Genomic DNA, 22,273 nt, shown 5'->3' with positions numbered 1-22,273 from the left:
AGCGGCGTCCCGGGGATCCGGAACGCCGCTTTGCCGCGGGCCCTAGCTGAGAGTTGCCAGGACCTTGTTGAGTGTTGCGGAAGGACGCATCACGGCTGAAGCCTTGGCGTCGTCCGGGTGGTAGTAGCCTCCAATGTCCACCGGGGAGCCCTGCACCTCGGCCAGCTCGCCCACGATCGTCTCCTCCTTGGAGGACAGCTCACTGGCGATGGAGCTGAACGCGGCGGCCAGGTCGGCGTCGTCCGTCTGCTTTGCCAGTTCCTCGGCCCAGTAGCGGGCCAGGTAGTAGTGGCTGCCGCGGTTGTCCAGCTCCCCTGCACGGCGGCTCGGGGACTTGTTCTCCAGCAGGAAGGTGCCGGTGGCACGGTCAAGGGTGTCGGCCAGGACCTGGGCGCGCTTGTTGTCCGTGGTGGTGGCCAGGTGCTCGAAGCTGACGGCCAGGGCCAGGAACTCGCCCAGACTGTCCCAGCGCAGGTGGTTTTCCTTGAGCAGCTGCTGGACGTGCTTCGGGGCAGATCCGCCGGCGCCGGTTTCAAAGAGCCCGCCGCCGTTCATCAGCGGAACGATGGAGAGCATCTTGGCGCTGGTACCCAGTTCCAGGATGGGGAACAGGTCCGTGAGGTAGTCGCGGAGGACGTTGCCCGAAACGGAAATGGTGTCCTCGCCCTTGCGGATCCGCTCCAGGGTGAAGGCGATGGCCTTAACCGGGGACATGATGCGGATGTCCAGGCCCTCGGTGTCGTGGTCCTTGAGATACTCGTTGACCTTGGCGATGAGGTTGGCGTCGTGCGCACGCTCCTCGTCCAGCCAGAACACTGCCGGAGTCTGGGAGGCGCGGGCGCGGGTGACGGCCAGCTTGACCCAGTCGCGGATGGGCAGGTCCTTGGTCTGGCAGGCGCGCCAGATGTCGCCGACGGACACCTGGTGTTCGATCAGGACGTTGCCGGAGCCGTCCACGATCTGGACGGTGCCGGCTTCCTGGATTTCGAACGTCTTGTCGTGGCTGCCGTATTCCTCGGCGGCCTGCGCCATGAGGCCGACGTTCGGAACGGTGCCCATGGTGGTGGGGTCGTAGGCGCCGTTGGCGCGGCAGTCGTCGATGACCACCTGGTAGATGCCGGCGTAGGAGCTGTCCGGCAGCACGGCCAGGGTGTCTGCTTCCTTGCCGTCCGGGCCCCACATGTGGCCGGAGCTGCGGATCATGGCGGGCATGGAGGCGTCCACGATGACGTCGCTGGGGACGTTCAGGGTGGTGATGCCCTTGTCCGAGTCCACCATGGCCAGGGCGGGGCCTTCTTCGAGGCCCTTCTTGATGAGGTTCTGCACGCCGTCGCGGACGTCCTCGGGGAGGTCCTCGAGGCTGCTCAGGATGGCGGCGAGGCCGTTGTTGGGGCTGATGCCGGCGGCGGCGAGCTGCTTGCCGTAGGTGTCGAAGAGCTCGGAGAAGTAGGCCTTCACCACGTGGCCGAAGATGATGGGGTCCGAGACCTTCATCATGGTGGCCTTGAGGTGGGCGGAGAACAGGACGCCCTCTTCCTTGGCGCGGGCAACCTGCGCCTTCAGGAACTCGTCCAGGGCGGCGGCGCGCATCACCGTGCCGTCGATGACCTCGCCGGCCAGGACCGGGAAGGCCTTCTTCAGGACCTTCACGGAGCCGTCCTCGCGGACCAGCTGGATGGCGATGGTGCCCTCTGACTCCATGACCACGGACTTCTCGTTGGAGCGGAAGTCGTCCTGGCCCATGGTGGCCACGTTGGTTTTGGACTCGGGGGTCCAGGCACCCATGGAGTGCGGGTTCTGACGTGCGTAGTTCTTGACGGACAGCGGTGCGCGGCGGTCCGAGTTGCCTTCGCGGAGCACCGGGTTCACGGCGGAGCCCTTGATCTTGTCGTAGCGGGAGCGGATCGCCGTTTCCTCGTCCGAGGAGGGGTTGTCCGGGTAGTCCGGGAGGGCGTAACCCTGGCCCTGGAGTTCGGCGATCGCTGCCTTCAGCTGCGGGATGGAGGCACTGATGTTGGGGAGCTTGATGATGTTGGCTTCCGGCGTCTTCGCCAGCTCACCGAGTTCAGCAAGGGCGTCACCGATCTGCTGCTCGGGGGTCAGGTAGTCACCGAAGACGGCGATGATGCGGCCGGCGAGCGAAATGTCGCGGGTCTCCACCTCCACACCTGCTGTCGAAGCGAACGCCTCGACGATGGGCAGGAACGAATAGGTAGCCAGCATCGGCGCTTCGTCGGTGTGGGTGTAGATAATCTTGGACATGCGCGGGCGTCTCCCTGTGGGTCGGCTTGGTTGTGAAAATTCGGTCTATTTCACCATCTACAACTTACCCGAGGACGCCCATTTGAACCGTACCGGGGCCCCTGCGTTACCCGCACGGTGAGCAGGATTACAGCGATGGAGAACGGCCGACGGCGGTACGCACCTGGGCGGGAAGGCCGCCGTCGCGCCTTCCACGGGATGAGTGGTGGCGCTGCCCTGCGGCGCTACATGATACGTCACTACTATTTACAAATCTGTCATATGACGATAGGTTCGCAGGGTCACTCCGGCCCTTCCCCGTGGCCTTTTCCCCGTTCAGACAGGACAACAATGACACGCACCAGGTCTCTGGCTTCCGGTCTTCTGACCCTCTCGGCCGCTGCCGTTCTGGCACTCACCACTGCAGGCGGGGCCACCGCAGCACCGGCGGAAGAGAAGGATAAGAACGCTTCCGTCACCAGCGCAGTCCTGGATGCGGCCGGCGTTGCCGAGTACTGGACGGCCGACAGGATGCGCAGTGCCATCCCGGGCGACGTCCTCGCCGGAAAGGCACTGGAACGCGGCAACCGTTCCAGTTCCGCCATCGTGGAAAAAGGCAAGAACAGCCAGGTCAAGGCTACCAAGGGCAGGCCCACCATTGCCCAGAGTGAGGTTCCCGTCAGCCACATCGGCAAGGTCTTCTTCACGCTGGGCGGCTCCAACTACGTCTGCTCCGGCAATGCCGTGTCCTCAACCAACGGAAGCACCGTCTCTACGGCCGGGCATTGCCTGAACGAGGGTCCCGGGGCTTTCGCCACCAAGTTCATTTTTGTCCCGGCTTATGAAAACGGCTCCGCACCCTACGGCCAGTGGACGGCCAAGTCCCTGCACGCCCCCACCCAGTGGAGCGGCAGCGGCGACATGGCCTACGACACCGGCTTCGCCGTGATGAACCGCGACGCCAGCAACCGGACACTGACCGAGGTTGTGGGCGGTTCCGGCGTAGCCTTCAACCAGCCGCGGGGCCTGGCCTACAAGTCCTTCGGGTACCCCGCCGCCTCCCCCTTCAATGGAGAGACGCTCAAGAGCTGCACGGGGACGGCCACGAACGATCCCAATAACCCGCAGTTTGGAACCCAGGGCATCCCCTGTGACATGACCGGTGGTTCCTCCGGCGGCCCTTGGTTCATCGGCACCGATTCCTCAGGCCTCCAGAACTCCGTCAACAGCTACGGCTACAACCGCTCGGCTGTGATGTACGGCCCGTTCTGGGGATCCGTCATCCAGCAGACCTACGACGTTGCCTCAGCATCCTAAGGACATTCCGGGCCGCGATTCCGTCAGCAGCGCCGAGCTGAACCAGACGCACGAGGAGATCCTCGAGTACTGGACCGAACAGCGGATGGCGGAAGCCAGGCCCCGGGAAATCCGGCTTCCGGAACCCGGGCCGCCTCCAGCCGACCAGGACTAAGCCAGCAGAACAACGACGGCGCCCGTCCCTTGCGAAGGGGGCGGGCGCCGTCGTCCGTTTAATTCATCGATTGCTCCGCATTTGTCGTTTCCACGCGGAAAACGACGAATACGGAGCAATCGACGTGCCGGACCTCAGTGGAAGAAGTGGCGGGCGCCGGTGAAGTACATGGTGATCCCTGCAGCGTTGGCCGCTGCGATGACTTCCTCGTCCCGGACGGAACCGCCGGGCTGGACCACGGCGCGCACGCCGGCGTCGATCAGGATCTGCAGGCCGTCGGCAAACGGGAAGAAGGCGTCGGAAGCAGCCACTGCGCCACGGGCCCGCTGGGGTGCCCCGCTCGCGTCGGCGTTGCTGGCACCGCCAGCACCTTCGACGTCGGACTCCACCGTGACGCCCAGCGTGTTGGCCCGTTCTACTGCCAGGCGGCAGGAATCGAGGCGGTTGACCTGGCCCATGCCAATGCCGACGGCGGCGCCGTCCTGTGCAAGGAGGATCGCGTTGGACTTGGCGGCGCGGCAGGCGGTCCAGGCGAAGGCGAGGTCCGCGAGCGTCTTCTCGTCGGCAGCCTCACCGGCAGCGAGCGTCCAGTTGGCGGGGTTGTCGCCGTCGGCATCGACCTTGTCCGCCACCTGCACCAGCATGCCGCCGGACACCTGGCGGAACTCCGTGGGGTAGCGCCCGTAGCCCTCAGGCAGGGCGAGCAGGCGGATGTTCTTCTTCTTGGACAGGATCTCCACGGCCTCCGGCTCGAAGCCCGGGGCGATGACCACCTCGGTGAAGATGTCCTTGACGGTGTTCGCCATGCCGGCAGTGACCGTACGGTTGGCGGCAATGACGCCGCCGAACGCGGAAACGGGATCGCAGGCGTGGGCCTTGGCATGGGCGTCGGCGATGGGATCGGCCGCATCCTCGGAACCGACGGCCACGCCGCACGGGTTGGCGTGCTTGATGATCGCCACGGCCGGCTCGCTGAAGTCGTAGGCGGCGCGGAGTGCGGCGTCGGCGTCCACGAAGTTGTTGTAGCTCATGGCCTTCCCATGCAGCTGGTCCGCCTGGGCGATGCCCACGGGAGCTGCCTTATCCACGTACAGTGCGGCCTGCTGGTGGGGGTTCTCGCCGTAGCGCAGCACCTCGGACCGCTCCAGTGAAAGGCCGGCGTAGGCGGGCCAGTCGATGACGCCATCGCCGTCTTCATCCAGGAACTGGCTGGCGGTCCAGGTGGCCACCGCGTTGTCGTAGGACGCGGTGTGGGCGAACGCCTTGGCAGCCAGCCGCCGTCGTGTCTTCAAATCGAAGCCGCCCTCGGCCGCGGCGGTGACCACCTGGCCGTAGAAGGACGGGTCCACCACAATGGCGACGGCGGCGTGGTTCTTCGCGGCGGAGCGCACCATTGCGGGGCCTCCGATGTCGATCTGCTCCACGACGTCATCCTGGGCCGCGCCGGACTTGACGGTCTCGACGAACGGGTAGAGGTTCACCACCACCAGGTCGAAGGGCTCGATCTCCATTTTGGTGAGCGTCTCCATGTGCGCTGGGACGCGGCGGTCTGCGAGGATGCCGCCATGGACGCGGGGGTGCAGCGTCTTGACGCGGCCGTCCAGCATCTCCGGCGAGCCGGTGACTTCCTCGACTTCCTGGACCGGAATGCCGGCGGCGGCGATCTTCTTGGCGGTGGACCCGGTGGAGACCAGTTTCACTCCCGCTGCGTGCAGGCCCTGGGCGAGCTCCTCCAGACCGGTCTTGTCGTAAACCGAGATCAGCGCCCGGCGGATGGGAACACGGTCAATGGATACGCGCTCATGCTGCGTGAAGCTCACAAATGTCTCCGTCTTATCTCGCGGAACAACGCCGCGGTTGGTGGGGATACGGCCCAGTTTATCCCGAAGCGCAGGTTGACCCGCCTGTCCGCGTGAGTGTGAACACCGGTGCGCCCGGCTAGAGTTTTCCCAGGAGGCGGCGATGAATACTTACACCACTGTGCCGAGCGGCGAACAGGTGGTCCAGGAACTGCCCTGGCGATGGAAAGTCCAGGGCAGGATCTTTTTGATCGGCGGCCTCGGCTTCATGTTCGACGCTTGGGATGTGACCCTGAACGGGATCCTGATTCCCCTGCTGTCCACGCACTGGGCGCTGACCCCGGGTGAAGTCGCGTGGGTGGGTACGTCCAACCTGATCGGCATGGCCCTGGGCGCGTTCGTGTGGGGCACTATCGCGGACACCATCGGGCGCAAGAAGGCCTTCACCGCAACACTCCTGATCTTTTCCCTGTTCACCGTGCTGGGCGCCTTCTCCCCCGACTTCATCTGGTTCTGCGTGTTCCGGTTCATGGCCGGGTTCGGGCTGGGCGGCTGCATCCCGGTGGATTATGCGCTGGTGGGCGAGTTCACGCCGCGGAAGCAGCGCGGCAAGGTCCTCACTGCGATGGACGGCTGGTGGCCCATCGGTGCAGCATTGGCCGGCTTTGTCTCCGCCGCCCTGGTGGCCCTGTTCGGAGACTGGCGGTTGACCATGCTGGTGATGGTCCTGCCAGCCCTGCTGGTGTTCTGGGTCCGGCGGAGCGTTCCGGAGTCCCCGCTGTTCCTGATCAGGAAGGGCCGGCGGGAGGAAGCCGCCAAGGTCATTGACGGGCTGGTGGCCGCCACCGGTGCGGAGCCCCGCGCCTACAGCCTCCCCGACGCCCAGGAGGTGCCCAGGTTGTCTGCCGGCAGCGCCTGGACCCAGCTCCGCTCTGTGTGGCAGTTCAACTGGAAGATCACGACGGCAGCGTGGGCCCTGTTCTTCAGCATCCTGCTGGTCTACTACCTGTCCCTTACCTGGATGCCCCGGATCCTGATTGGGGCCGGCTTTGCCGAGTACAAGGCATTCGTCACCACGGCGTCCATGGCCGCCGTCGGGCTTCTCGGCGTCATCGTGGCCGCCCTGCTGGTGGAGCGCGTGGGCCGCAAATGGATCCTGGCCATTACCGGGCCGCTCTCCGCGCTGACCCTGGTGATCGTGGCGTTCGTGGTGGACATCCCCACGGCCGCGGTGTTCTGGCTGCTTGTGTTCGGGTTTGTGGTGCAGGTGGCCATCCCGGTGCTCTACGCCTACGTGTCCGAGCTCTACCCGACGGAGCTGCGCGGCACCGGCTTCGGCTGGGCGTCCACGTTCTCGCGGCTGGGGGCCGGCTTTGGCCCGCTCATTTTCGCGAACTACTTCTGGCCGGAGCTCGGCCTGGCCACGTCCTTCGCCCTGGCCGGCGGACTGGTGCTGCTCGCCGTGCTGTGGATGGCGTTCTTCTCCCCCGAGACCAAACAGCGCCGCCTCGAGTAACCCCTCCCCCCTCCCAACTAGGTAGCGCTAAGTGTCGTTTTGAACCCTCATAACGACACTTAGCGCTACCTAGTTTTCTCTGTTGGGGTACCAGCCCCGACTCAGGAGCGCTGAACGGACCTTGGCCACCGCCGACCGGCCCTCCCTCTCCATGTGGCGCTTCGAAATCCTCACGAGCAGCCAGCCTGCCCGGAAAAAATCCTCATCGCGGGCAATATCACGGACAACCTGCGCAGCCTCCGAGTGTCCCTCGCCGTCATACTCCACTGCCACTTTCTGTTCCGGGTAGCTCAAGTCGGGCTGACGTACGACGCCGGCGCCCAGGTCCGTGCGCACGTTCAGTAGGGGTTCGGGCAGGCTCGCGTCCTCCAGTGCAAGCCGCAGCTTGGTTTCCTGCGCGGAATCCGAGCCCACCCGTGCCCGCTCCAGGGCAACCCGTGCCTTCCTGATACCGGGCGTTCCCTTATGCCGGTCAAGCATGTCATCGAGATCCTCCCGGGTTGCATAGGGCTCCGATCTGCCTTCGAAGTCGGGCCGCGGGACCCGCAGGAGGTGGTCGGCAACCACGGTCAACTCTTCGATGCTCATCTTTCGGGAACAGTCCAACCACGTCCTTACCCGGGAAGTGACCAGCAGTCCGTTATGGGTCACGATCTCATCCGCGAAGAACTGACCGCGGTGTCCCTTCACACCGGGCCGCCGCATGATGGCAACCGTGTCAGGCCGCGAGATGTGCAGCAGTGGCTCGTCACTGCCAGGGAGGAAGCCCGGAAATTCCCACAGGAGAAAGGCCGAGGCATGCGAAGCGGCGGCAAACTCGGTGACCAATGTATAGGGGCGGATGCGCGGGGCAAGGTGTGATGCGCTGCCCGCATCCGGAACCCGGACGCCCCGGCTTGGCCAGAGCAAGCCATGGTGACGCAGACGCCGCCGGCTGATTCCGGCGTCGACCGCTTCTTGAAAAGTGAAAGGGAGGGACGCCAACTGGCCGGGCAATTGAGTCGGTACCTTCATCCGCCCATGGTGGCAGGCGCGGCGGAATGCCGCAGAGGTTATCCACAGCCCGCCCCGCCCATGCCCAACTAGGTAGCGCTAAGTGTCGTTATGGGGGTTCAAAACGACACTTAGCGCTACCTAGTTGGGTGGGGGGGAGGGGTTAGGCGGGGAGGCCAGAGCGGTGGGCGGCGGCGAGGGAGGCCAGGGTGGATACCAGCAACCGCCGCTCCACCACCTTGATCCGCTCGTGAAGGGTCTCCTCGGTATCGGTGTCCTCGACCGCCACGGCTTCCTGGGCGATGATGGGGCCGGTGTCCACGCCGGCGTCCGCCCAGTGCACAGTGCAGCCGGTGACCTTCACGCCGTAGGCCATCGCATCCCGTACCCCATGGGCACCGGGAAACGCCGGCAGCAGGGCGGGGTGGGTGTTCAGGTACTTGCCGCCAAAAGCGTCGATGAATTCCGGGCTCACGATCCGCATGAAGCCCGAGGAGACCACGACATCCGGCTCGAAGGCGGCAACGGCCTCGGTCAGCGCCGCGTTCCACTGGGCCCGGTCCGGGTACGCCTTGAAGTCCACCACGAACGTGGGGATGCCTGCCGCTGCCGAGCGTTCCACCCCGTAGGTGCCCGGCCGGTCCGCACCCACGGCAGCGATGTCCACATCCAGTTCCCCTGCCTTCACGGCGTCGATGACGGCCTGGAGGTTGGAGCCGGTTCCGGAGACGAGGACCACGATGCGCATGGCTCTAGCTTATGGGCAGCCTCGCGTAGGCTGGAAAACATGAACACCACACCGGAACCGGCTGGGCAGCAGCGGACCAAACCGCCGCTCAGCGAGGCAGCCAAGGCCTCGCTCGCCAAGACCCATACCCTGTTCCGGATGTTCGTCGTCTCGGTCCTGGGCGCCTTCTTCGTCTACCAGCTGGACGTCAACTACCTGTGGCTGACAGGCATCCTGACGGCGGCCAGCGTGGCCCTGGGCATAGTCCTCCTGGTCCGGGCCGCACGGCTGAAGGAATCCCGGCTGGTCCTCATCGGCACCATTTCCGGGCTGGTGGTTTCCGCGATCATGGTGCTGCTGATCCTGGTCACCTCCGTGTTCTTCGACGAGGTGCGCGAGTACCAGGCGTGCGTGGGGCGGGCCCTTACGGACCAGGCCCAATCGGCGTGCCGCACACAGCTTGAAGGCTCCCTGCCGCAGCAGCTCCCCTAGCAGGCGTTACCAGCAGCACGAACACCGCACGCAGGGGCTAGGACACCAGCTGGGCTTCCGCTTCCTTTTCCGCGTGTTCGCGTTCCAGCCACGGTCCGGCCGCGTAACCGATCACGACGCCGGCACCCACCTCCGCGGCCAGCCAGACTCCCGTCCAGAACGGGTCAGGCCCAATCTCCGTCAGCCGCCCGATCCCGGCCGAGCCACGGGCCAGCCAGGCCAGCGCATAGGCCAGCAGTCCGGCCGCCAGGCCGGTCAGCGCCCCCAGCACCAGTGTGGAGACGGAGGCTGTGAACCAGCGTGCGCGGATCTTGATCGAGAGCCATTCGTCAAAGTGGTTTTCACCTTCGCGCAGGAACCACCAGCCTGCCAGGACCCCGGCAAGCACGGGGACCACCAGTGCAACGAAGGCGTAATCAAGCGGACCGGAGGGAATGGCGGCCAGCACCGGAATGGAGGGCAGCGGCCCCACGGCGGTGCCGAGCGGCCCCACCTGCGAACCGACGCCCATGGAAAAACCTGCGCCGGAGGTCCACGCCAGGGCGAAGACGGCCAGGTTGGGCAGGAACCCAAGCTGCGCGATGGTGAGGGCCGCGCCTCCCACAGCACCGGCGTCGAGCGCCTCATAGACGGCGACCACCAGGTTCCAGTGGATGAAGAGGTCCACAGCCAGCAGCACCGCCGCCAGGGCCAGTGCCGACACGGCCGCCACGAACCCGGCCTTCGCGGCTGACCCAAGGTAGGAGCCGGCCCAGCGGGAGTGCTGGCTGGTACGGGAAATCCAGTCGACGGCGTCCACGCCGATAAGCCGGCTCCAGGAACCGGCCTCCCGCCGCGCACCCACCACCATGCCCAGAGCGTAGGGAATAAGCGGGATGAACATGGCATGCCAGGGGTTGATGCCCACATCCGGGGTACGGCACACAAACCCCGTGGCCGTTCCGAAGGCGGCGTAGACAACCCAGGAGCCCAGCAGCGCCTGCCACAGCTGGTCCGTATAGGAGGCCCGCGCCAGCCGGCGGCCGGCGCGCCAGGCCAGGAGGAACGGCAGCAGGGTCAGGCCCAGCGGAATGAGGGACAGCGCGCCGGAGCCGCCATGGGCTGCCGCAGTGGACCCTGTGGCGGCCAGTTGCAACGGCACACCGTGCACCAGCAGCCACGCCTGCCCCGCCAGGCGGGCCAGGACGTCGAAGGCACTGTCATGGAAGCCGGCGGTCGCCCACACGGCCACAATCGGGGCGATCACAACCAGTGCCGAAATGATGGCAGCCTGCGCTGTTTCAACGGCGCCCTGCAGCCACAAGGGCATGGGAAGGCCGCGGTCTCCGGTCTGATCAGCACGCAGTTTCATCGTGCACCATGGTGTCACGGCCATCCCCGCGGGCCCGGGACCGACAGGCTTGACTCCCCCATTCAGGGAAAGTTTGCGGGCTTTCCCACCGGCGCTTTTCCGGGGCCTCCGCCGTAAAATTTAACTGTCCACACGGTGTGGATAGGAGGGAAAGAATGACTACTGCATCCCCACATGCCCACGGCGTCCATTTTGGCCGGGCAGATGTCCAGAACGTGGGCATCGGAGTGGGAATTGTTCTAATGCTGGTGGGCCTGCTGGGCTTCATCCCGGGCGTCACCATCGAATACAGCGAACTGAGGTTCTTCGGACCGGATTCGCAAGCCATGCTCTTTGGCGTGTTCCAGGTGTCCATGCTGCTGAACATCGTGCAGGTGGCCATCGGCGCGACCGGATGGGCGATGTCGCGCAGCGAGCATGGGGCGCGTAATTTCCTGCTGGGCGCAGGTGCGCTGTATATCGTCCTCGCCATTTTCGGGCTCAGTGTCGGAGTCGATTCGGCGGCCAACTTCCTGGCCCTGAATATGCTGGACAACTGGACCCATCTTGGCCTGGGCATCGTCATGATCCTGGCCGGCTGGCTGTTCTCGAGGAATATGGCCTCCGACAGGACCTAGCCCGGAATCCGTAAACCGGGAAACAGGAGCCGCGAATGAAAGATGAACACTAAGTTCTGAAGATATTCGTCCTACTGGCTGGTGCAGCCACCGCTTGACCGGAGGCTGCACCAGCACTGTAAGGAAGTTCCGCAAGCACAACGATGCCGGGAGCCCCCACAGGGGACTCCCGGCATCGTTTATCCTGCGGCCGCATGAAGCACCGGTCCGTTCAACAGTGCTTCACGCAGCGCGTCAGCGGGCGGGCCTAGCGGCGCGCGTCGCGGTCCACGCCGTCCGCGTCGATGTGCTCCTTGCGGACTTCCTCGTTGACCGTGACGTCGTCCTGCACCACATCCTTGTCCAGCCGGACCCGTTCCACCGGAACGGCTTCCTTCTCCACCACCGGCCGCTCCTCGTGGAGGGTGACCTCGTGCTCCTCTTCGCTGATGGCCGGACCGGACATTGCGGCACCGCGGTTGGCGTCGGTGATGGGCTCGCGCTCCACCCGGACTTCCTCACGCTGCACGGGAACGGTCGTGGTGACGTTCTCGGTGGTGACGTACTTGCGGAGCCTGGCGCGGCTGGTGGCCTCGCGCTCGGTGCCGACGTGGAGCTGCTCCTCGGACCGCGTCATGGCGTCGTCGGTGTTGGGGCCGGAGGTATCGTGGCCCACGGCGCCGCGGCTGGTGTCGCGGTCGCGGTCAATTCCCGCCGTAGGAGTACCGGCGTTCAGGTCCGCGTCACCCTGGAAGTCCACATCGTTCCGGGTTTCATCGGTGCGGGCGTCAGAGTAGGTCCGGGCGCCGCGGTCGTAGTGCGTGTACAGCCGGTCCTCTTCCTCCGGGGTGAGGTGGCCGTCCACGTCCACCCGCGGGGCGTCCTTGACGTGTTCCTTGGTGTAAGGGACCACCAGGTCATCGCCCTGCGTGTGGGCGCCTTCCACCGGCACAAAAGACTGTGAGGTGCCGAACAGGCCCGTCTTGACGGTGACCCAGGTGGGCTCGCCGGTGTCGTCGTCTGCGTAAAGCTGGCCGATGGAGCCTATCTTCTCGCCGTCGGATCCCACGACGTTGCCGCCCTTGGTGAGCAGGTTTTCAATGTTTTCCCTGTTGAGCATGACGTCTCCTTGGATGTGTCGTTGCGCTGGGCTTAGCCAACTGTGCGTACCGGCCCGGGCGTTCCCCCCAGGCCCCGTCCGTCACCCCGGCTGCTTGAGGCATTGGCGTTGGCTGCCCCCATACCGTAAGCATGCTTAGCATCAAAAGGGAAGTCTACTTAGTAATTTTTTTCCAAAGACGGGGCCTTCTGTTCACCCAGCCTTCTCCTCCGGGTAACGCTTTCTCCCCCGCCATTTCAGGGCGGGCGCCCACCGTGGAGGGGTGAGGATCGCAATTGTTGCTGAATCATTCCTGCCACTGATGAACGGTGTCACGCACTCCATCCTGCGGGTGCTGGACCACCTCCAGGACCGGGGCGACGACGTCCTGGTCATTGCGCCCTCGACGCAGGACGGCGACGGGGGCGCCACCGTCAAGGGCGCCGAAGTGCACCGGTTGCCGGCAGTTCCGCTGGCCGGGTATGCCAACGTGCGGGTGGCGATGGGCGGTGTGTACCGGGTCAAGAGAATCCTTGCCGATTACGCGCCGGATGTAGTCCATCTTGCTTCGCCGTTCGTGCTGGGCTGGCGGGCGGCCCAGGCGGCGCACCAGCTGGGCATCCCCACCGTGGCCATCTACCAGACCGAAGTGCCCGGCTACGCGGCCCGCTACGGTGTCCCGTTCCTGGAAAACTGGGCCTGGAACCGGGTGGAGAACATCCATCTCCTCGCCTCGCGCACCCTTGCGCCCTCCACGTTCGCGCTGAACCAGTTGCGCGGCCGCGGCATTCCCCGGGTGCAGATGTGGCGGCGCGGCGTGGACACGGCCCGCTTTTCGCCGGAGAGGCGCGACGACGGGTGGCGGGCTGCCGTTGCCCCCGGCGGTCGGCGCATCATCGGCTACGTGGGCCGGCTGGCGATGGAGAAGCAGGTGGAGGACCTGGCCGCCCTGGCCGCGGTGCCCAACAGCAGGCTGGTGATCATCGGCGACGGACCGCAGCGGGCAGCCCTGGAGGAGGCCCTGCCGGATGCCGTGTTCACCGGGTTCCTGGGCGGTGAGGAGCTGGCACGCGCGGTGGCGTCCTTCGACCTCTTTGTCCATCCCGGAGAGTTCGAAACCTTCTGCCAGACCATCCAGGAGGCCATGGCCTCGGGGGTCCCGGTGGTGGCAACAGGCCGCGGCGGGCCGCTGGACCTGGTGGAGAACTCCAGGACGGGCTGGCTTTACGAGCCCGGGGACCTGTCCGCCATGCGCGCCCACGTGCTGGACCTCATGGGCGACGACGCCAAGCGCCGGGCGTTTGCCGCCGCGGCCCACGCTTCCGTACAGGACAGGACATGGCCGGCGCTGTGCCGGGAACTTGTGCAGCACTACCACGACGTCATTGCCGGCACGCCGGCGTCCATGGGCTCAAGCAACACCGAAGGAGCAGCACTGTGAGAATCTCCGTAATCGGCTGCGGCTACCTGGGCGCGGTGCACGCGGCCACCCTCGCTTCCATGGGCCACACCGTGGTGGGCATCGACGTCGACCCAGGCAAAGTGGCACAGCTTGCCTGCGGCACGGCCCCGTTCCACGAGCCCGGGCTGGACGAGCTCCTGAGGGACGGGCACAGGACGGGCAGGCTCACGTTCTCCACTGATGCCGCTGAGGCGAAGGGCGCGCAGGTGCACTTCCTCTGTGTGGGCACCCCGCAGGAGAAAACGTCCGACGCCGCCGACCTTACCTTCCTGGTCTCCGCCCTGGAAACCTTGCTGCCGCACCTGGCCGCGGGCGCCGTCGTCGTGGGCAAATCCACTGTCCCCGTGGGCACGGTGCAGATGCTCCACCACCTGCTGGCCGGCAGGCCGGATGTCCTGCTGGGGTGGAATCCGGAGTTCCTCCGGCAGGGGACGGCGGTGAAGGACTCGCTGGTGCCGGACCGCCTGGTGTACGGCGTGGAGGGCGGGCGGCCGGCGGCATTCAACCGGCGCACCGGTGCGCCGCTCGGAGTGACGGCAGCACTGGATGCCGTTTACGAGCCGCTGCTCCGGGGCGGGATCCCCCGCCTGGTCTGCAGCTTCTCCACGGCGGAACTGATCAAGTCGGCGGCCAACGCGTACCTGGCCACCAAAATCAGCTTCATCAACGCCATGGCTGAACTGTGCGACGCCTCGGGCGCGGACGTGTCCGAGCTGGGCGAGGCAATGGGCATGGACCCGCGCATCGGCGGACGGTACCTGCATGCCGGACTGGGCTTCGGCGGCGGCTGCCTGCCCAAGGACATCCGCAGTTTCCGGGCCCAGGCCCGTGACCTGGGCGTTGCGGCGGTGGACGACTGGATGCACCTGGTGGATTCTGTGAACCTGCGCCAACGTGAGCGGACCGTCAGCCTGGCCGCCGAACTCTGCGGCGGCAGCGTTGCGGGCCGCGCGGTCACAGTGCTGGGCGCGTCCTTCAAACCCGACACCGATGACATCCGCGACTCACCCGCCCTGGACGTGGCCGACCGGCTCGCCGCGGCCGGGGCCCACGTCACGGTCACGGATCCCAAAGCAGTCAACAATGCCTGGCGGCGCTACCCCCGCCTGCGCTTCGAGTCCTGCACGGAACGGGCCCTGGAAGGGGCCGAACTGGTCCTGCTGCTCACTGAGTGGGATGAATACCGCCGCCTCTCCCCCGCAACGGCAGGCGATGCAGTACGACGGCGGATGGTGCTGGACGCGCGAAACGTGCTGGACGCGGCGGACTGGCAAAGCCACGGCTGGGTGGTGCGCGGGCTGGGGGTCTGGGGCTCCGACGTGCGGGCGGCCCAGGGCGCCCTCCCCCTGGCCTAGCTGTCTGCTAGCCCAGGAGTCCCAGCTCAGCGAAAGCGCGTGCCACACCATTGCCGGCGGGCCCCGGAGTGGTCCGGTCCGCAACGGCCAGCACGGCGGGATGCCCGCCCTCCACGGCGATCCCCACGCCGGCGTATTCCAGCATTTCGATGTCGTTGGCGCTGTCACCGATGGCCACAATGTCCGCCCGGTCCAGCCCAAGGTGTTCCTGGACCGCCTGGATGCCCACCGCCTTGTGGGTGCCGGCCATGAAGATTTCGCCGGCGCGGTCGCCGAGCGCGGAGAGGGAACTGGGGATCAGCCCGACCTCCGGCCCCAGGCCGTCCACCAGCTTCCCCAGCGGGACCGGCGAATCGAAGCAGGAGATTTTTGCGTAGGACGTGCCGCGGAGGTCGTCGCTGTACTGCATGGGGCCAAGAATGTCCTCGAGCGGATCCACGTCGGTGCTGAGGACGCCGTCGTGCTGCGGGCGCCCTGCGAAGATGGGGCCCAGTACTTCCCTCAGCCGCTGGTCCACCCCGGTCCTGCCGTGGAGCGCCTCCGGGGCTTCCAGGATGTAGGCGGCGCCATGGGCGTCGAGGGTCTCCACGATCCGGGCGGCGAGGTCCTGGCGGAAGCGCGTGTCCTTGAGGACCTTGCCGTTGAGTTCCACCCGGGCGCCGGCACCGGTAATGGTGCCGTCGAAACCGGCGTCCAGGATGTGGCCCGGAACCATGGACAGCGGCCGGCCCGTGCACACAAAAACAAGGTGCCCCAGCCTGCGGGCGGTCCGGACCGCCTCCACGTGGGCCTCCGGGGCAAGCCCGTGGTCAGCGTAGGTGCCGTCGATATCGAGGAAGATGGCACGCGGCCGGACGGTCTGCTGGCTGGACATGCCGGAGCTCCTTGGGTTGTGGCGGAGACCAATCCTATCGAAAGCGGGAAAACTGACAGTCATCCCGTGATATTCAAACTCTTGCAGAGCAGTAAGCACGCTGATTGAATTATGGAACCGGAAATGGGGGCCCGGCACAACTTACTGATTAAGGAGTGACAACATGGGTATTCTCGGATTTCTCATTTTGGGCCTGATCGCCGGAGCCATCGCCAAGGCCATCCTGCCGGGCCGCCAGGGCGGAGGCTGGGTGGTCACCCTGGTCCTCGGCGTTGTCGGCGCCATTTTGGGTGGCTGGATCGGCTCCTTGGTGTTCGGCGGCGGGCTGGCGGAATTCTTTGATATCCGCACCTGGCTGCTGGCAATTCTCGGTTCAGTAATCGTGCTGCTGGTTTACGGCGCGATCACCAACCGCAGCCATCGCCGGGTATAGCGGCACCACAAATCCGCACTAGACCAAAGCGCCGTCCTCCCAGCGGGGGGCGGTGCTTTTGCGTTCCCATGCACACTCCTTCCAGCGCGGCAGCAAAAAGAGTATGGCCCGGGCATTGGAAAGCGGTTCCTGGCCGCCCACATTTCCGCGTTTGCGCTTTATGATGTGCGAGGGGGGTGGTGCAATGACTGATTCCTGGAGCCACAACAAAAGTCCGGCAGCACAAATTTTCGGCACATTACTGGACGCCAGTCCGGATGCCCTCCTGGCCATTGCGGCTGACGGCAGCATTACCGCGGCCAACGCTGCGGCCGCAAACCTGTTCGGCTACAGCACCGGGGACCTGGCCGGGCGGGACCACAGGACGCTCCTTGCCGAGGGCTTCCGGGGCGAGGTGGACCAGCTTGCCGCCCGGCTCCTTGCCCGGCCGCAGGAGCAGCTTCCGCCACGCGAAATCTACGGGCTGCACAGCGACGGCACGGAGTTCCCCGCCGAAGCGGCCGGGTCCCTGATCCGCCCCGGGGCAGAGCCTGGAACGCCAGGGACCCAGCCGGAATACGACGACGGCGTCCCCACCCCGCCGCAGCTGCTCCTCTCGGTCCGGGGTACTGCACACCGCCAGGCCGCCGACGCGGACCTTCGCGAGGCGATGTCGCTGCTCAGTGCCACGCTGGAGTCCACTGCCGACGGCATCCTGGTGATGAGTTCCGAGGGCAGGGTGGCAGGATTCAACGACCAGTTCCTCACAATGTGGAGTATCCCGCCGGAGCTGATGGAAGGCGACAGCGAGGAGCCCATCCTGCGGCTCGTCATCAGCCAGATGGCCGAACCCATCGGCTTCGTGGAGCGCATCAACCAGCTTGAGGAGGACCCCGCAGCAGAAAGCCACGACGTCCTGGACCTCACGGATGGCCGGACCTTCGAACGGTACTCACGGCCCCAGCGGGTGGGCCAGAAAATCGTTGGCAGGGTCTGGAGCTTCCGGGATGTGACGCCCCGGCGGAAAGCACAGGAGCAGGCCCACCAGGCCATGCTCGACCTCGCGGCCCAGGCCGAGAAACTCCGCGCCATGGCGTTCCAGGACCCGCTCACCGGACTGGCCAACAGGGCGGTATTCAACGACGCACTCGCTGCTGCACTGCGTGAACCACGGCTCAAAACCGTGGACGTCCTGCTTTTGGACCTGGACGACTTCAAGGAAGTCAACGACATCCTTGGCCACCAGGCCGGCGACGACATGCTGGTCGAGGTGGCGCGCCGGCTGCGCGGCTGCGCCCCCACTGCCGACGTGGTGGCCCGGCTGGGCGGGGACGAATTCGTGGTGCTCCTGACTGCCTGCCCGGACCCCGGCGCGATCGCCGCGTGCATCGTCCGCTGCCTCCACGTCCCAGTCACCATCCAGGGGACGGTACTCCGTCCCAGCCTGAGCCTGGGGCTCGCGTCACTTGGGCCTGACAACGTGGGCGCCTCGGAGCTCCTGCGCCAAGCGGACATCGCGATGTACGCGGCAAAGGCCGCCGGCAAGAACCGGTTCCTGCCGTTCCATCCGGACATGATGACAGCCCTCGTGCAGCGGACCAACATGGAAAGCGGGCTGCAGCTGGCTGTGGCACGGAACGAGATCACAGTTGATTTCCAGCCCATCGTGTCCCACCGAATGGGACAGGTGGTCACCTTTGAGGCGCTCGCCCGGTGGGACAGGGACGCCGGACGCGTCCCGCCGTCGGTATTCATCCCCCTGGCCGAACGCACGGGGCTGATCAACGAGATCGGCACGGAGGTGATGGCGCTCGGCATGGTGCAGCTGGCGCCCTGGCTGAGCGAGGACCCGTCCCGGTCGCTCGCCGTGAACGTCTCCGGCAGGCAGCTGCAGGACCCGCACTTCGCCGATACCGTGCTGGGGCTGGCGGAGGCCAGCGGCGTGGCCGCGTACCAGCTGGTCCTGGAGGTCACGGAAAGCGTCTTCTTCGACGCCGACTGCGGCCTGATCAGGCAGCTCAGCGCCCTGCGGGACATGGGTGCACGGGTTGCCCTTGACGATTTCGGCACGGGCTATTCCTCGCTGGGAAGGCTGCAGGACCTGCCGGTGGATACGGTGAAGATCGACAAGACTTTCGTGTCCATGGTGCGGACCGGCAACGAGCGGCTGCCCATCCTCAGCTCCATGATCAACATGGCCCACAGCCTTGGCCTGACGGTAACGGCCGAGGGCGTCGAGACCGCCGAGCAGGCAGACTACCTGACGGCGCTGGAATGCGACACGCTGCAGGGCTACCTGTTCTCGCTACCCCAGCCCGGCCGGCGGCTGGACCGCGCGCTGCAGCACGCGGAGATGGCGCTCGATGCGCTGAAAGGGCGGTAGAGCGCCCGACGGCGGTACGGCTAGGCAGCCTGTTTGCGTCCGGGCTGCTTGTGGTTCTTCTTGGGCTGGGGCGCCTGCGGCGCTTGGGCGGCGGGAGGCAGCGCGGCGGAAGGCTCGCTGTAGGCTTCCCCGCCTGCCGGCTCGCTATTGGCCTCGGCAGGCGCTGCTTCGGCGGCACGGTTGCGGCGCCAGCGGCGGACCAGGTCCACGGCGGCCGCGATGCCCGCCAGCGGGGTGAGCACTGCCGCCATGTAGACGAACAGCATCCACGTGAGGGTGGTCAGCGGCGGCTGGTTGTTGTGCAGGAGGGACAGTCCGCCCAGCAGTCCCACGGCCCAGAACAGCAGCACGGCACCGAGGACGGCGCCGGCCGGGAAATACTGGTTGCTCACGATTTTTTTCAGGATTTCCATGCACTTCCTCCTGCCTGGCCGGGGGCGCGGTAACAGCCGCTCACCACAAGTATGGGGCTCCCTTCGGGCGAAACCGCGCAAGACGTTGCGGCGAGTGATGAACATAACTGACGCGGGCGCCGTCGTGCGTTTAACTGCCCACCTTCCGCTCGGCAGGAAGCGGCACTAGCCTGATGCGTGTCCGCTCGAAAGTCCTCCAGGAGGTCCCCATGCGCAAAGTCACTGCAGGCCTGTTCCACTCGGTGGACGGGGTGGTATCCGATCCCTACAAATTCCAGTTCGACAGCTTCGACGACGAACTTGGCGAGGGCCTGACCAGGATGATGGAAACCGTGGACACGGTGGTGCTGGGCCGGGTCAGCTATCAGGAATGGTCTGCTTACTGGCCCAACGCGTCGGTGGATGAGGACTTTGCCGCCTTCATCAACCCGGTGGAGAAGTTCGTGGCGTCCCGGACCCTGGCGGAGCCGCTGGAATGGCAGAACTCGCAGCTGATGGACGCACCCCTGGAGGAGTTCGTGGCCAGACTTAAGGAGCGCGACGGCGGCGAGATCGCGGTGTGCGGCAGCATCTCCGTGACCCGGCAGCTGCTGTTCGCCGGGCTGCTCGATTCGCTGACCCTGATGACCCACCCGGTGATTGCCGGAACCGGCCGCCGGCTCTTCGAGGACGGCGACCCCACCACCCGGCTGGTCCTGCAGGACCAGTCCCGCACCAGCAAAGGAAACGTGATCAGCACCTACGGACGGCTTGAGGGGTAGGCGCACCTTGCACGCCGGAGAGCCCGAGGACTAGGGAGAGCCTGCCGCCTTAGGAAAGAACGTCGACGACGGCGGCGATGTCCCGCGGCGTGGTGCGGCAGCAGCCCCCAATGATCCGGGCGCCCAGGTCCCGCCACGTTACAGCTCCATCCGCGGGGGTGGCAGGAGTCCCGTCCCGGCCGCGTCCCGATGCGGCCGCCTGCCCCCACGTCTTGGTGGCCGGATCGTAAGTTTCGCCGGAGTTCGGGTAGGCCACGAGGGGTTTGTCCGTTTCCCGGTGCAGGGCGGCGAGCGCGGGAGTGACCAGGTGCAGCGGCACGCAGTTCACGCCGATCGCTGCCACCAGGGGTTCCGCGCCGAGGACTGCTGCCACCGTGGTCAGCGGCGTGCCGTCGCTGATGTGCCCGCCGTCCCGCAGTGAGAAGGAGAACCATGATTCGACGTCGAACTCTTTTGTGAGTGCCAGCAGCGCCTGGGCCTCGGGAAAGGATGGCAGCGTTTCGCAGGCGAGGAAATCTGCGCCTGCTTCTACCAGCGCCGTGATGCGGGGACGGTGGAAGTCCTGGAACTCAGTGGTGCTCAGGACGTAGTCCCCGCTGTACTCGGAGCCGTCCGCCAGGTACGCCCCATACGGCCCCACGGACCCTGCCACCAGCAGTGGACCCGCTCCGGGGTTGGCAGCCAGGTGTTCGCGCCGTGCCTCGTCCGCCAGCCGGACAGACAACGCCACCAGTTCCAACGCCTCCTGCTCACTTATCCCCCTCGGCGCGAACCCCTGCGGTGTGGCTTGGTAACTCGCCGTCGTCGCAATCCTGGCACCCGCCCGGAAGTAATCGCGGTGCACTTCCTTGATCAGGTGTGGCTGTTCCAGCAGCACCTTGGCCGACCACAGGGGATCGTCCAGGTTGCAGCCCCGCGCCTCAAGCTCTGTGGCCAGGGCGCCATCAGCGGGAAGGATGCCGACGGATTCCAGCAGGGACGGGAGTGGCGCGGAAGAAGACATGGTAATCACAATACGCATTTTCTTATGCTTGTAATGATTATTTCTTTCTGTCACGATGGCAGGCAACCGCCAGCCGGGCGGGAGGAAAGAGGACAGGTTCTTGGACGTTCAACTGCACCCGGTACGCAAGCTGCGCGTTCACTGGCCCATCAGCGGCAGCACCTTTGCGCAGCTGGCCACGGGAAAAGCAACTGCCTTCCGGGATGACCCGGGCATTGCCCGGCTGCTCCAGGCCCTGGCACAGTTCCGGGAACTGGGCGACTTTGGCAACTACAAGCACGTGTTCGAATCCGGACTCGGCTTTGAAGGCTTCACTACCGCCGAGGGCGCCAACCCCACACTTGGAAGCGTGGGAGAGCAGACCCTCTCGCCGACCTTCGTTTTCACCACCTACTTCGACGCCTCGCTGGAAGACGCCGCCGTGGAGCGCTTCATGCGCCAGATCGTGGAAATCCATCCATGGGAAGTTCCGGTCATTGAAGTGACCGGCCCCATCAGCGTCTCCAGCACGGCACTTGCACCCCAAGGAGTTGCTGCATCATGACGGACACCAATGTCACTACTTCCCTTTGGCAAGCCCTTCAGTCCGTGCTTGCCGGGAGGAAGTTCGTTGACCTGACGCACGCCTTCCACCCGGGCCAGCCGCACTTCGCCGCCTTCCCGGATGAGGAACGCGAAGCACTCTTCGACCTGGAGAAGGGCGACGGGTTCACCGCACACCGGTATTCAATCGTGGGCCAGTGGGGCACCCATGTGGACCCGCCCTCCCACTTCATCCGGAGCGGCAGGACGCTGGACCAACTCCCGGTGGAGGAGATGATCCTTCCCCTCGTGGTCCTGGACATCACCTCCCGGGTGCCCGGCAACCCGGACGCGACCCCTACCCTGCAGGACGTGCACGGCTGGGAAAGCCGGAACGGCACCATCCCGGCCGGCGCCTTCGTGGCCCTGCGCACGGGCTGGAGCAGCCGCTGGCCCGATCCGGATGCCATGGCAAACCGGGACAGCGAGGGCATGAGCCACACGCCCGGCTGGTCCCGGGAAGTGCTCTCTTTCCTGATCGGGCAGCGGGCCGCGGCCGCCGTCGGCCACGAGCAGACGGACACAGATCCCGGTCTCGCCACCTCCCGCCAGGACTTCAGCCTGGAAACCTATGTCCTGGAACAGGACCGCTGGCAGATTGAACTGCTGGCCAACCTGGACGGACTGCCGGAAGCAGGTGCCGCCGTCGTGGCAACCTGGGCCAAGCCGCTGGGCGGCAGCGGTTTCCCGGCGCGGGTTTTTGCCATCTGCTGAACCCGGCTGCCGGGGAAAGCCCTCCACTA

The 22,273-nt window shown here is 66.1% G+C and carries 21 protein-coding genes; 12 read left to right on the top strand and 9 right to left on the bottom strand.

The window, feature by feature from the left end:
• Positions 1 to 42 precede the first annotated feature (42 nt).
• Entirely contained in the window at positions 43 to 2,262 is a 2,220-nt protein-coding gene (locus tag ASPHE3_RS05565) for an NADP-dependent isocitrate dehydrogenase (RefSeq protein ID WP_013600253.1), read from the bottom strand.
• 330 nt (positions 2,263 to 2,592) lie between these two features.
• On the opposite strand from ASPHE3_RS05565, the gene ASPHE3_RS05560 reads away from it, so the two are divergent.
• On the top strand, positions 2,593 to 3,558 hold the full coding sequence (locus tag ASPHE3_RS05560) for a trypsin-like serine peptidase (protein WP_013600252.1): 966 nt from the start codon (positions 2,593 to 2,595) through the stop codon (positions 3,556 to 3,558).
• Positions 3,542 to 3,712, top strand: a complete 171-nt coding sequence (locus ASPHE3_RS22245) for a hypothetical protein (RefSeq protein ID WP_167536975.1) — start codon at positions 3,542 to 3,544, stop codon at positions 3,710 to 3,712. Before ASPHE3_RS05560 ends, ASPHE3_RS22245 begins: the two co-directional genes overlap by 17 nt.
• 134 nt (positions 3,713 to 3,846) lie before the next feature.
• Here the strand turns inward: ASPHE3_RS22245 and purH are convergent, their stop codons facing one another.
• Positions 3,847 to 5,532 (bottom strand): bifunctional phosphoribosylaminoimidazolecarboxamide formyltransferase/IMP cyclohydrolase, encoded by a 1,686-nt coding sequence (purH, locus tag ASPHE3_RS05555; protein ID WP_013600251.1) that lies wholly within the window; start codon positions 5,530 to 5,532, stop codon positions 3,847 to 3,849.
• Between the two features lie 142 nt (positions 5,533 to 5,674).
• On the opposite strand from purH, the gene ASPHE3_RS05550 reads away from it, so the two are divergent.
• Positions 5,675 to 7,027 (top strand): MFS transporter, encoded by a 1,353-nt coding sequence (locus ASPHE3_RS05550; RefSeq protein ID WP_013600250.1) that lies wholly within the window; start codon positions 5,675 to 5,677, stop codon positions 7,025 to 7,027.
• A gap of 69 nt (positions 7,028 to 7,096) precedes the next feature.
• Here the strand turns inward: ASPHE3_RS05550 and ASPHE3_RS22620 are convergent, their stop codons facing one another.
• Positions 7,097 to 7,615, bottom strand: a complete 519-nt coding sequence (locus ASPHE3_RS22620) for an endonuclease domain-containing protein (RefSeq protein ID WP_254362990.1) — start codon at positions 7,613 to 7,615, stop codon at positions 7,097 to 7,099.
• Between the two features lie 568 nt (positions 7,616 to 8,183).
• Positions 8,184 to 8,768 (bottom strand): phosphoribosylglycinamide formyltransferase, encoded by a 585-nt coding sequence (gene purN / locus ASPHE3_RS05540; protein WP_013600248.1) that lies wholly within the window; start codon positions 8,766 to 8,768, stop codon positions 8,184 to 8,186.
• A gap of 39 nt (positions 8,769 to 8,807) precedes the next feature.
• On the opposite strand from purN, the gene ASPHE3_RS05535 reads away from it, so the two are divergent.
• A complete protein-coding gene (locus tag ASPHE3_RS05535; protein ID WP_013600247.1) occupies positions 8,808 to 9,239 on the top strand; it encodes a hypothetical protein in 432 nt (143 codons plus the stop codon).
• 37 nt (positions 9,240 to 9,276) lie between these two features.
• Here ASPHE3_RS05535 and ASPHE3_RS05530 read toward each other — a convergent pair whose 3' ends face one another.
• Positions 9,277 to 10,590 carry a cell division protein PerM gene (locus ASPHE3_RS05530; protein WP_013600246.1) on the bottom strand — a complete coding sequence of 438 codons (1,314 nt, stop codon included), beginning with the start codon at positions 10,588 to 10,590 and terminating at the stop codon, positions 9,277 to 9,279.
• Between the two features lie 155 nt (positions 10,591 to 10,745).
• On the opposite strand from ASPHE3_RS05530, the gene ASPHE3_RS05525 reads away from it, so the two are divergent.
• Positions 10,746 to 11,207: a DUF4383 domain-containing protein gene (locus tag ASPHE3_RS05525; protein ID WP_013600245.1), complete on the top strand. Its 462-nt coding sequence runs from the start codon at positions 10,746 to 10,748 to the stop codon at positions 11,205 to 11,207.
• Between the two features lie 247 nt (positions 11,208 to 11,454).
• Here ASPHE3_RS05525 and ASPHE3_RS05520 read toward each other — a convergent pair whose 3' ends face one another.
• Positions 11,455 to 12,306, bottom strand: a complete 852-nt coding sequence (locus ASPHE3_RS05520) for a DUF2382 domain-containing protein (protein ID WP_013600244.1) — start codon at positions 12,304 to 12,306, stop codon at positions 11,455 to 11,457.
• Positions 12,307 to 12,568: 262 nt separating this feature from the next.
• Between ASPHE3_RS05520 and ASPHE3_RS05515 the strand changes: the two genes are divergently transcribed.
• Positions 12,569 to 13,726, top strand: a complete 1,158-nt coding sequence (locus tag ASPHE3_RS05515) for a glycosyltransferase family 4 protein (protein WP_013600243.1) — start codon at positions 12,569 to 12,571, stop codon at positions 13,724 to 13,726.
• Complete coding sequence (locus tag ASPHE3_RS05510; RefSeq protein WP_013600242.1) at positions 13,723 to 15,102, top strand: UDP-glucose dehydrogenase family protein; 1,380 nt, start codon at positions 13,723 to 13,725, stop codon at positions 15,100 to 15,102. The genes ASPHE3_RS05515 and ASPHE3_RS05510 overlap by 4 nt, the downstream gene beginning before the upstream one ends.
• Before the next feature lie 7 nt (positions 15,103 to 15,109).
• On the opposite strand, the gene ASPHE3_RS05505 is transcribed toward ASPHE3_RS05510, so the two are convergent.
• On the bottom strand, positions 15,110 to 15,976 hold the full coding sequence (locus ASPHE3_RS05505; RefSeq protein WP_013600241.1) for an HAD hydrolase family protein: 867 nt from the start codon (positions 15,974 to 15,976) through the stop codon (positions 15,110 to 15,112).
• Between the two features lie 163 nt (positions 15,977 to 16,139).
• On the opposite strand from ASPHE3_RS05505, the gene ASPHE3_RS05500 reads away from it, so the two are divergent.
• Positions 16,140 to 16,409 carry a GlsB/YeaQ/YmgE family stress response membrane protein gene (locus ASPHE3_RS05500; protein WP_013600240.1) on the top strand — a complete coding sequence of 90 codons (270 nt, stop codon included), beginning with the start codon at positions 16,140 to 16,142 and terminating at the stop codon, positions 16,407 to 16,409.
• 184 nt (positions 16,410 to 16,593) lie between these two features.
• A complete protein-coding gene (locus ASPHE3_RS05495; protein ID WP_013600239.1) occupies positions 16,594 to 18,771 on the top strand; it encodes a putative bifunctional diguanylate cyclase/phosphodiesterase in 2,178 nt (725 codons plus the stop codon).
• A gap of 20 nt (positions 18,772 to 18,791) precedes the next feature.
• Here the strand turns inward: ASPHE3_RS05495 and ASPHE3_RS05490 are convergent, their stop codons facing one another.
• The gene (locus tag ASPHE3_RS05490; protein ID WP_013600238.1) at positions 18,792 to 19,184 is read right to left on the bottom strand and encodes a hypothetical protein; all 393 of its coding nucleotides are present in this window, start codon (positions 19,182 to 19,184) and stop codon (positions 18,792 to 18,794) included.
• A 209-nt stretch (positions 19,185 to 19,393) separates the two neighbouring features.
• Between ASPHE3_RS05490 and ASPHE3_RS05485 the strand changes: the two genes are divergently transcribed.
• Positions 19,394 to 19,945, top strand: a complete 552-nt coding sequence (locus ASPHE3_RS05485; protein ID WP_013600237.1) for a dihydrofolate reductase family protein — start codon at positions 19,394 to 19,396, stop codon at positions 19,943 to 19,945.
• Positions 19,946 to 19,994: 49 nt separating this feature from the next.
• On the opposite strand, the gene mmuM is transcribed toward ASPHE3_RS05485, so the two are convergent.
• A complete protein-coding gene (mmuM, locus tag ASPHE3_RS05480) occupies positions 19,995 to 20,948 on the bottom strand; it encodes a homocysteine S-methyltransferase (RefSeq protein WP_041652611.1) in 954 nt (317 codons plus the stop codon).
• 55 nt (positions 20,949 to 21,003) lie between these two features.
• Here mmuM and ASPHE3_RS05475 point away from each other — a divergent pair, with 55 nt between their 5' ends.
• Positions 21,004 to 21,492, top strand: coding sequence for a hypothetical protein (locus ASPHE3_RS05475; RefSeq protein ID WP_013600235.1), 489 nt, complete (start codon positions 21,004 to 21,006; stop codon positions 21,490 to 21,492).
• On the top strand, positions 21,489 to 22,244 hold the full coding sequence (locus tag ASPHE3_RS05470) for a cyclase family protein (RefSeq protein WP_013600234.1): 756 nt from the start codon (positions 21,489 to 21,491) through the stop codon (positions 22,242 to 22,244). The genes ASPHE3_RS05475 and ASPHE3_RS05470 overlap by 4 nt, the downstream gene beginning before the upstream one ends.
• Positions 22,245 to 22,273 lie beyond the last annotated feature (29 nt).

It is taken from the genome of Pseudarthrobacter phenanthrenivorans Sphe3, from assembly GCF_000189535.1.
Lineage (GTDB): Bacteria > Actinomycetota > Actinomycetes > Actinomycetales > Micrococcaceae > Arthrobacter > Arthrobacter phenanthrenivorans.
This window is presented reverse-complemented; position numbering and strand designations above follow the sequence as displayed.

Bases quoted from the DNA above. Each gene is read 5' to 3' on its own strand.
- ASPHE3_RS22620 (WP_254362990.1), bottom strand. From the start codon at position 7,615: ATGAGCATCGAAGAGTTGACCGTGGTTGCCGACCACCTCCTGCGGGTC.
- ASPHE3_RS05475 (WP_013600235.1), top strand. From the start codon at position 21,004: ATGGCAGGCAACCGCCAGCCGGGCGGGAGGAAAGAGGACAGGTTCTTG.
- ASPHE3_RS05470 (WP_013600234.1), top strand. From the start codon at position 21,489: ATGACGGACACCAATGTCACTACTTCCCTTTGGCAAGCCCTTCAGTCC.
- ASPHE3_RS05500 (WP_013600240.1), top strand. From the start codon at position 16,140: ATGGGTATTCTCGGATTTCTCATTTTGGGCCTGATCGCCGGAGCCATC.
- ASPHE3_RS05490 (WP_013600238.1), bottom strand. From the start codon at position 19,184: ATGGAAATCCTGAAAAAAATCGTGAGCAACCAGTATTTCCCGGCCGGC.
- ASPHE3_RS05495 (WP_013600239.1), top strand. From the start codon at position 16,594: ATGACTGATTCCTGGAGCCACAACAAAAGTCCGGCAGCACAAATTTTC.
- mmuM (WP_041652611.1), bottom strand. From the start codon at position 20,948: ATGTCTTCTTCCGCGCCACTCCCGTCCCTGCTGGAATCCGTCGGCATC.
- ASPHE3_RS05505 (WP_013600241.1), bottom strand. From the start codon at position 15,976: ATGTCCAGCCAGCAGACCGTCCGGCCGCGTGCCATCTTCCTCGATATC.
- ASPHE3_RS05535 (WP_013600247.1), top strand. From the start codon at position 8,808: ATGAACACCACACCGGAACCGGCTGGGCAGCAGCGGACCAAACCGCCG.
- purN (WP_013600248.1), bottom strand. From the start codon at position 8,768: ATGCGCATCGTGGTCCTCGTCTCCGGAACCGGCTCCAACCTCCAGGCC.
- ASPHE3_RS05485 (WP_013600237.1), top strand. From the start codon at position 19,394: ATGCGCAAAGTCACTGCAGGCCTGTTCCACTCGGTGGACGGGGTGGTA.
- ASPHE3_RS05520 (WP_013600244.1), bottom strand. From the start codon at position 12,306: ATGCTCAACAGGGAAAACATTGAAAACCTGCTCACCAAGGGCGGCAAC.
- ASPHE3_RS05525 (WP_013600245.1), top strand. From the start codon at position 10,746: ATGACTACTGCATCCCCACATGCCCACGGCGTCCATTTTGGCCGGGCA.
- ASPHE3_RS05560 (WP_013600252.1), top strand. From the start codon at position 2,593: ATGACACGCACCAGGTCTCTGGCTTCCGGTCTTCTGACCCTCTCGGCC.
- ASPHE3_RS05550 (WP_013600250.1), top strand. From the start codon at position 5,675: ATGAATACTTACACCACTGTGCCGAGCGGCGAACAGGTGGTCCAGGAA.
- ASPHE3_RS05530 (WP_013600246.1), bottom strand. From the start codon at position 10,590: ATGAAACTGCGTGCTGATCAGACCGGAGACCGCGGCCTTCCCATGCCC.
- ASPHE3_RS05565 (WP_013600253.1), bottom strand. From the start codon at position 2,262: ATGTCCAAGATTATCTACACCCACACCGACGAAGCGCCGATGCTGGCT.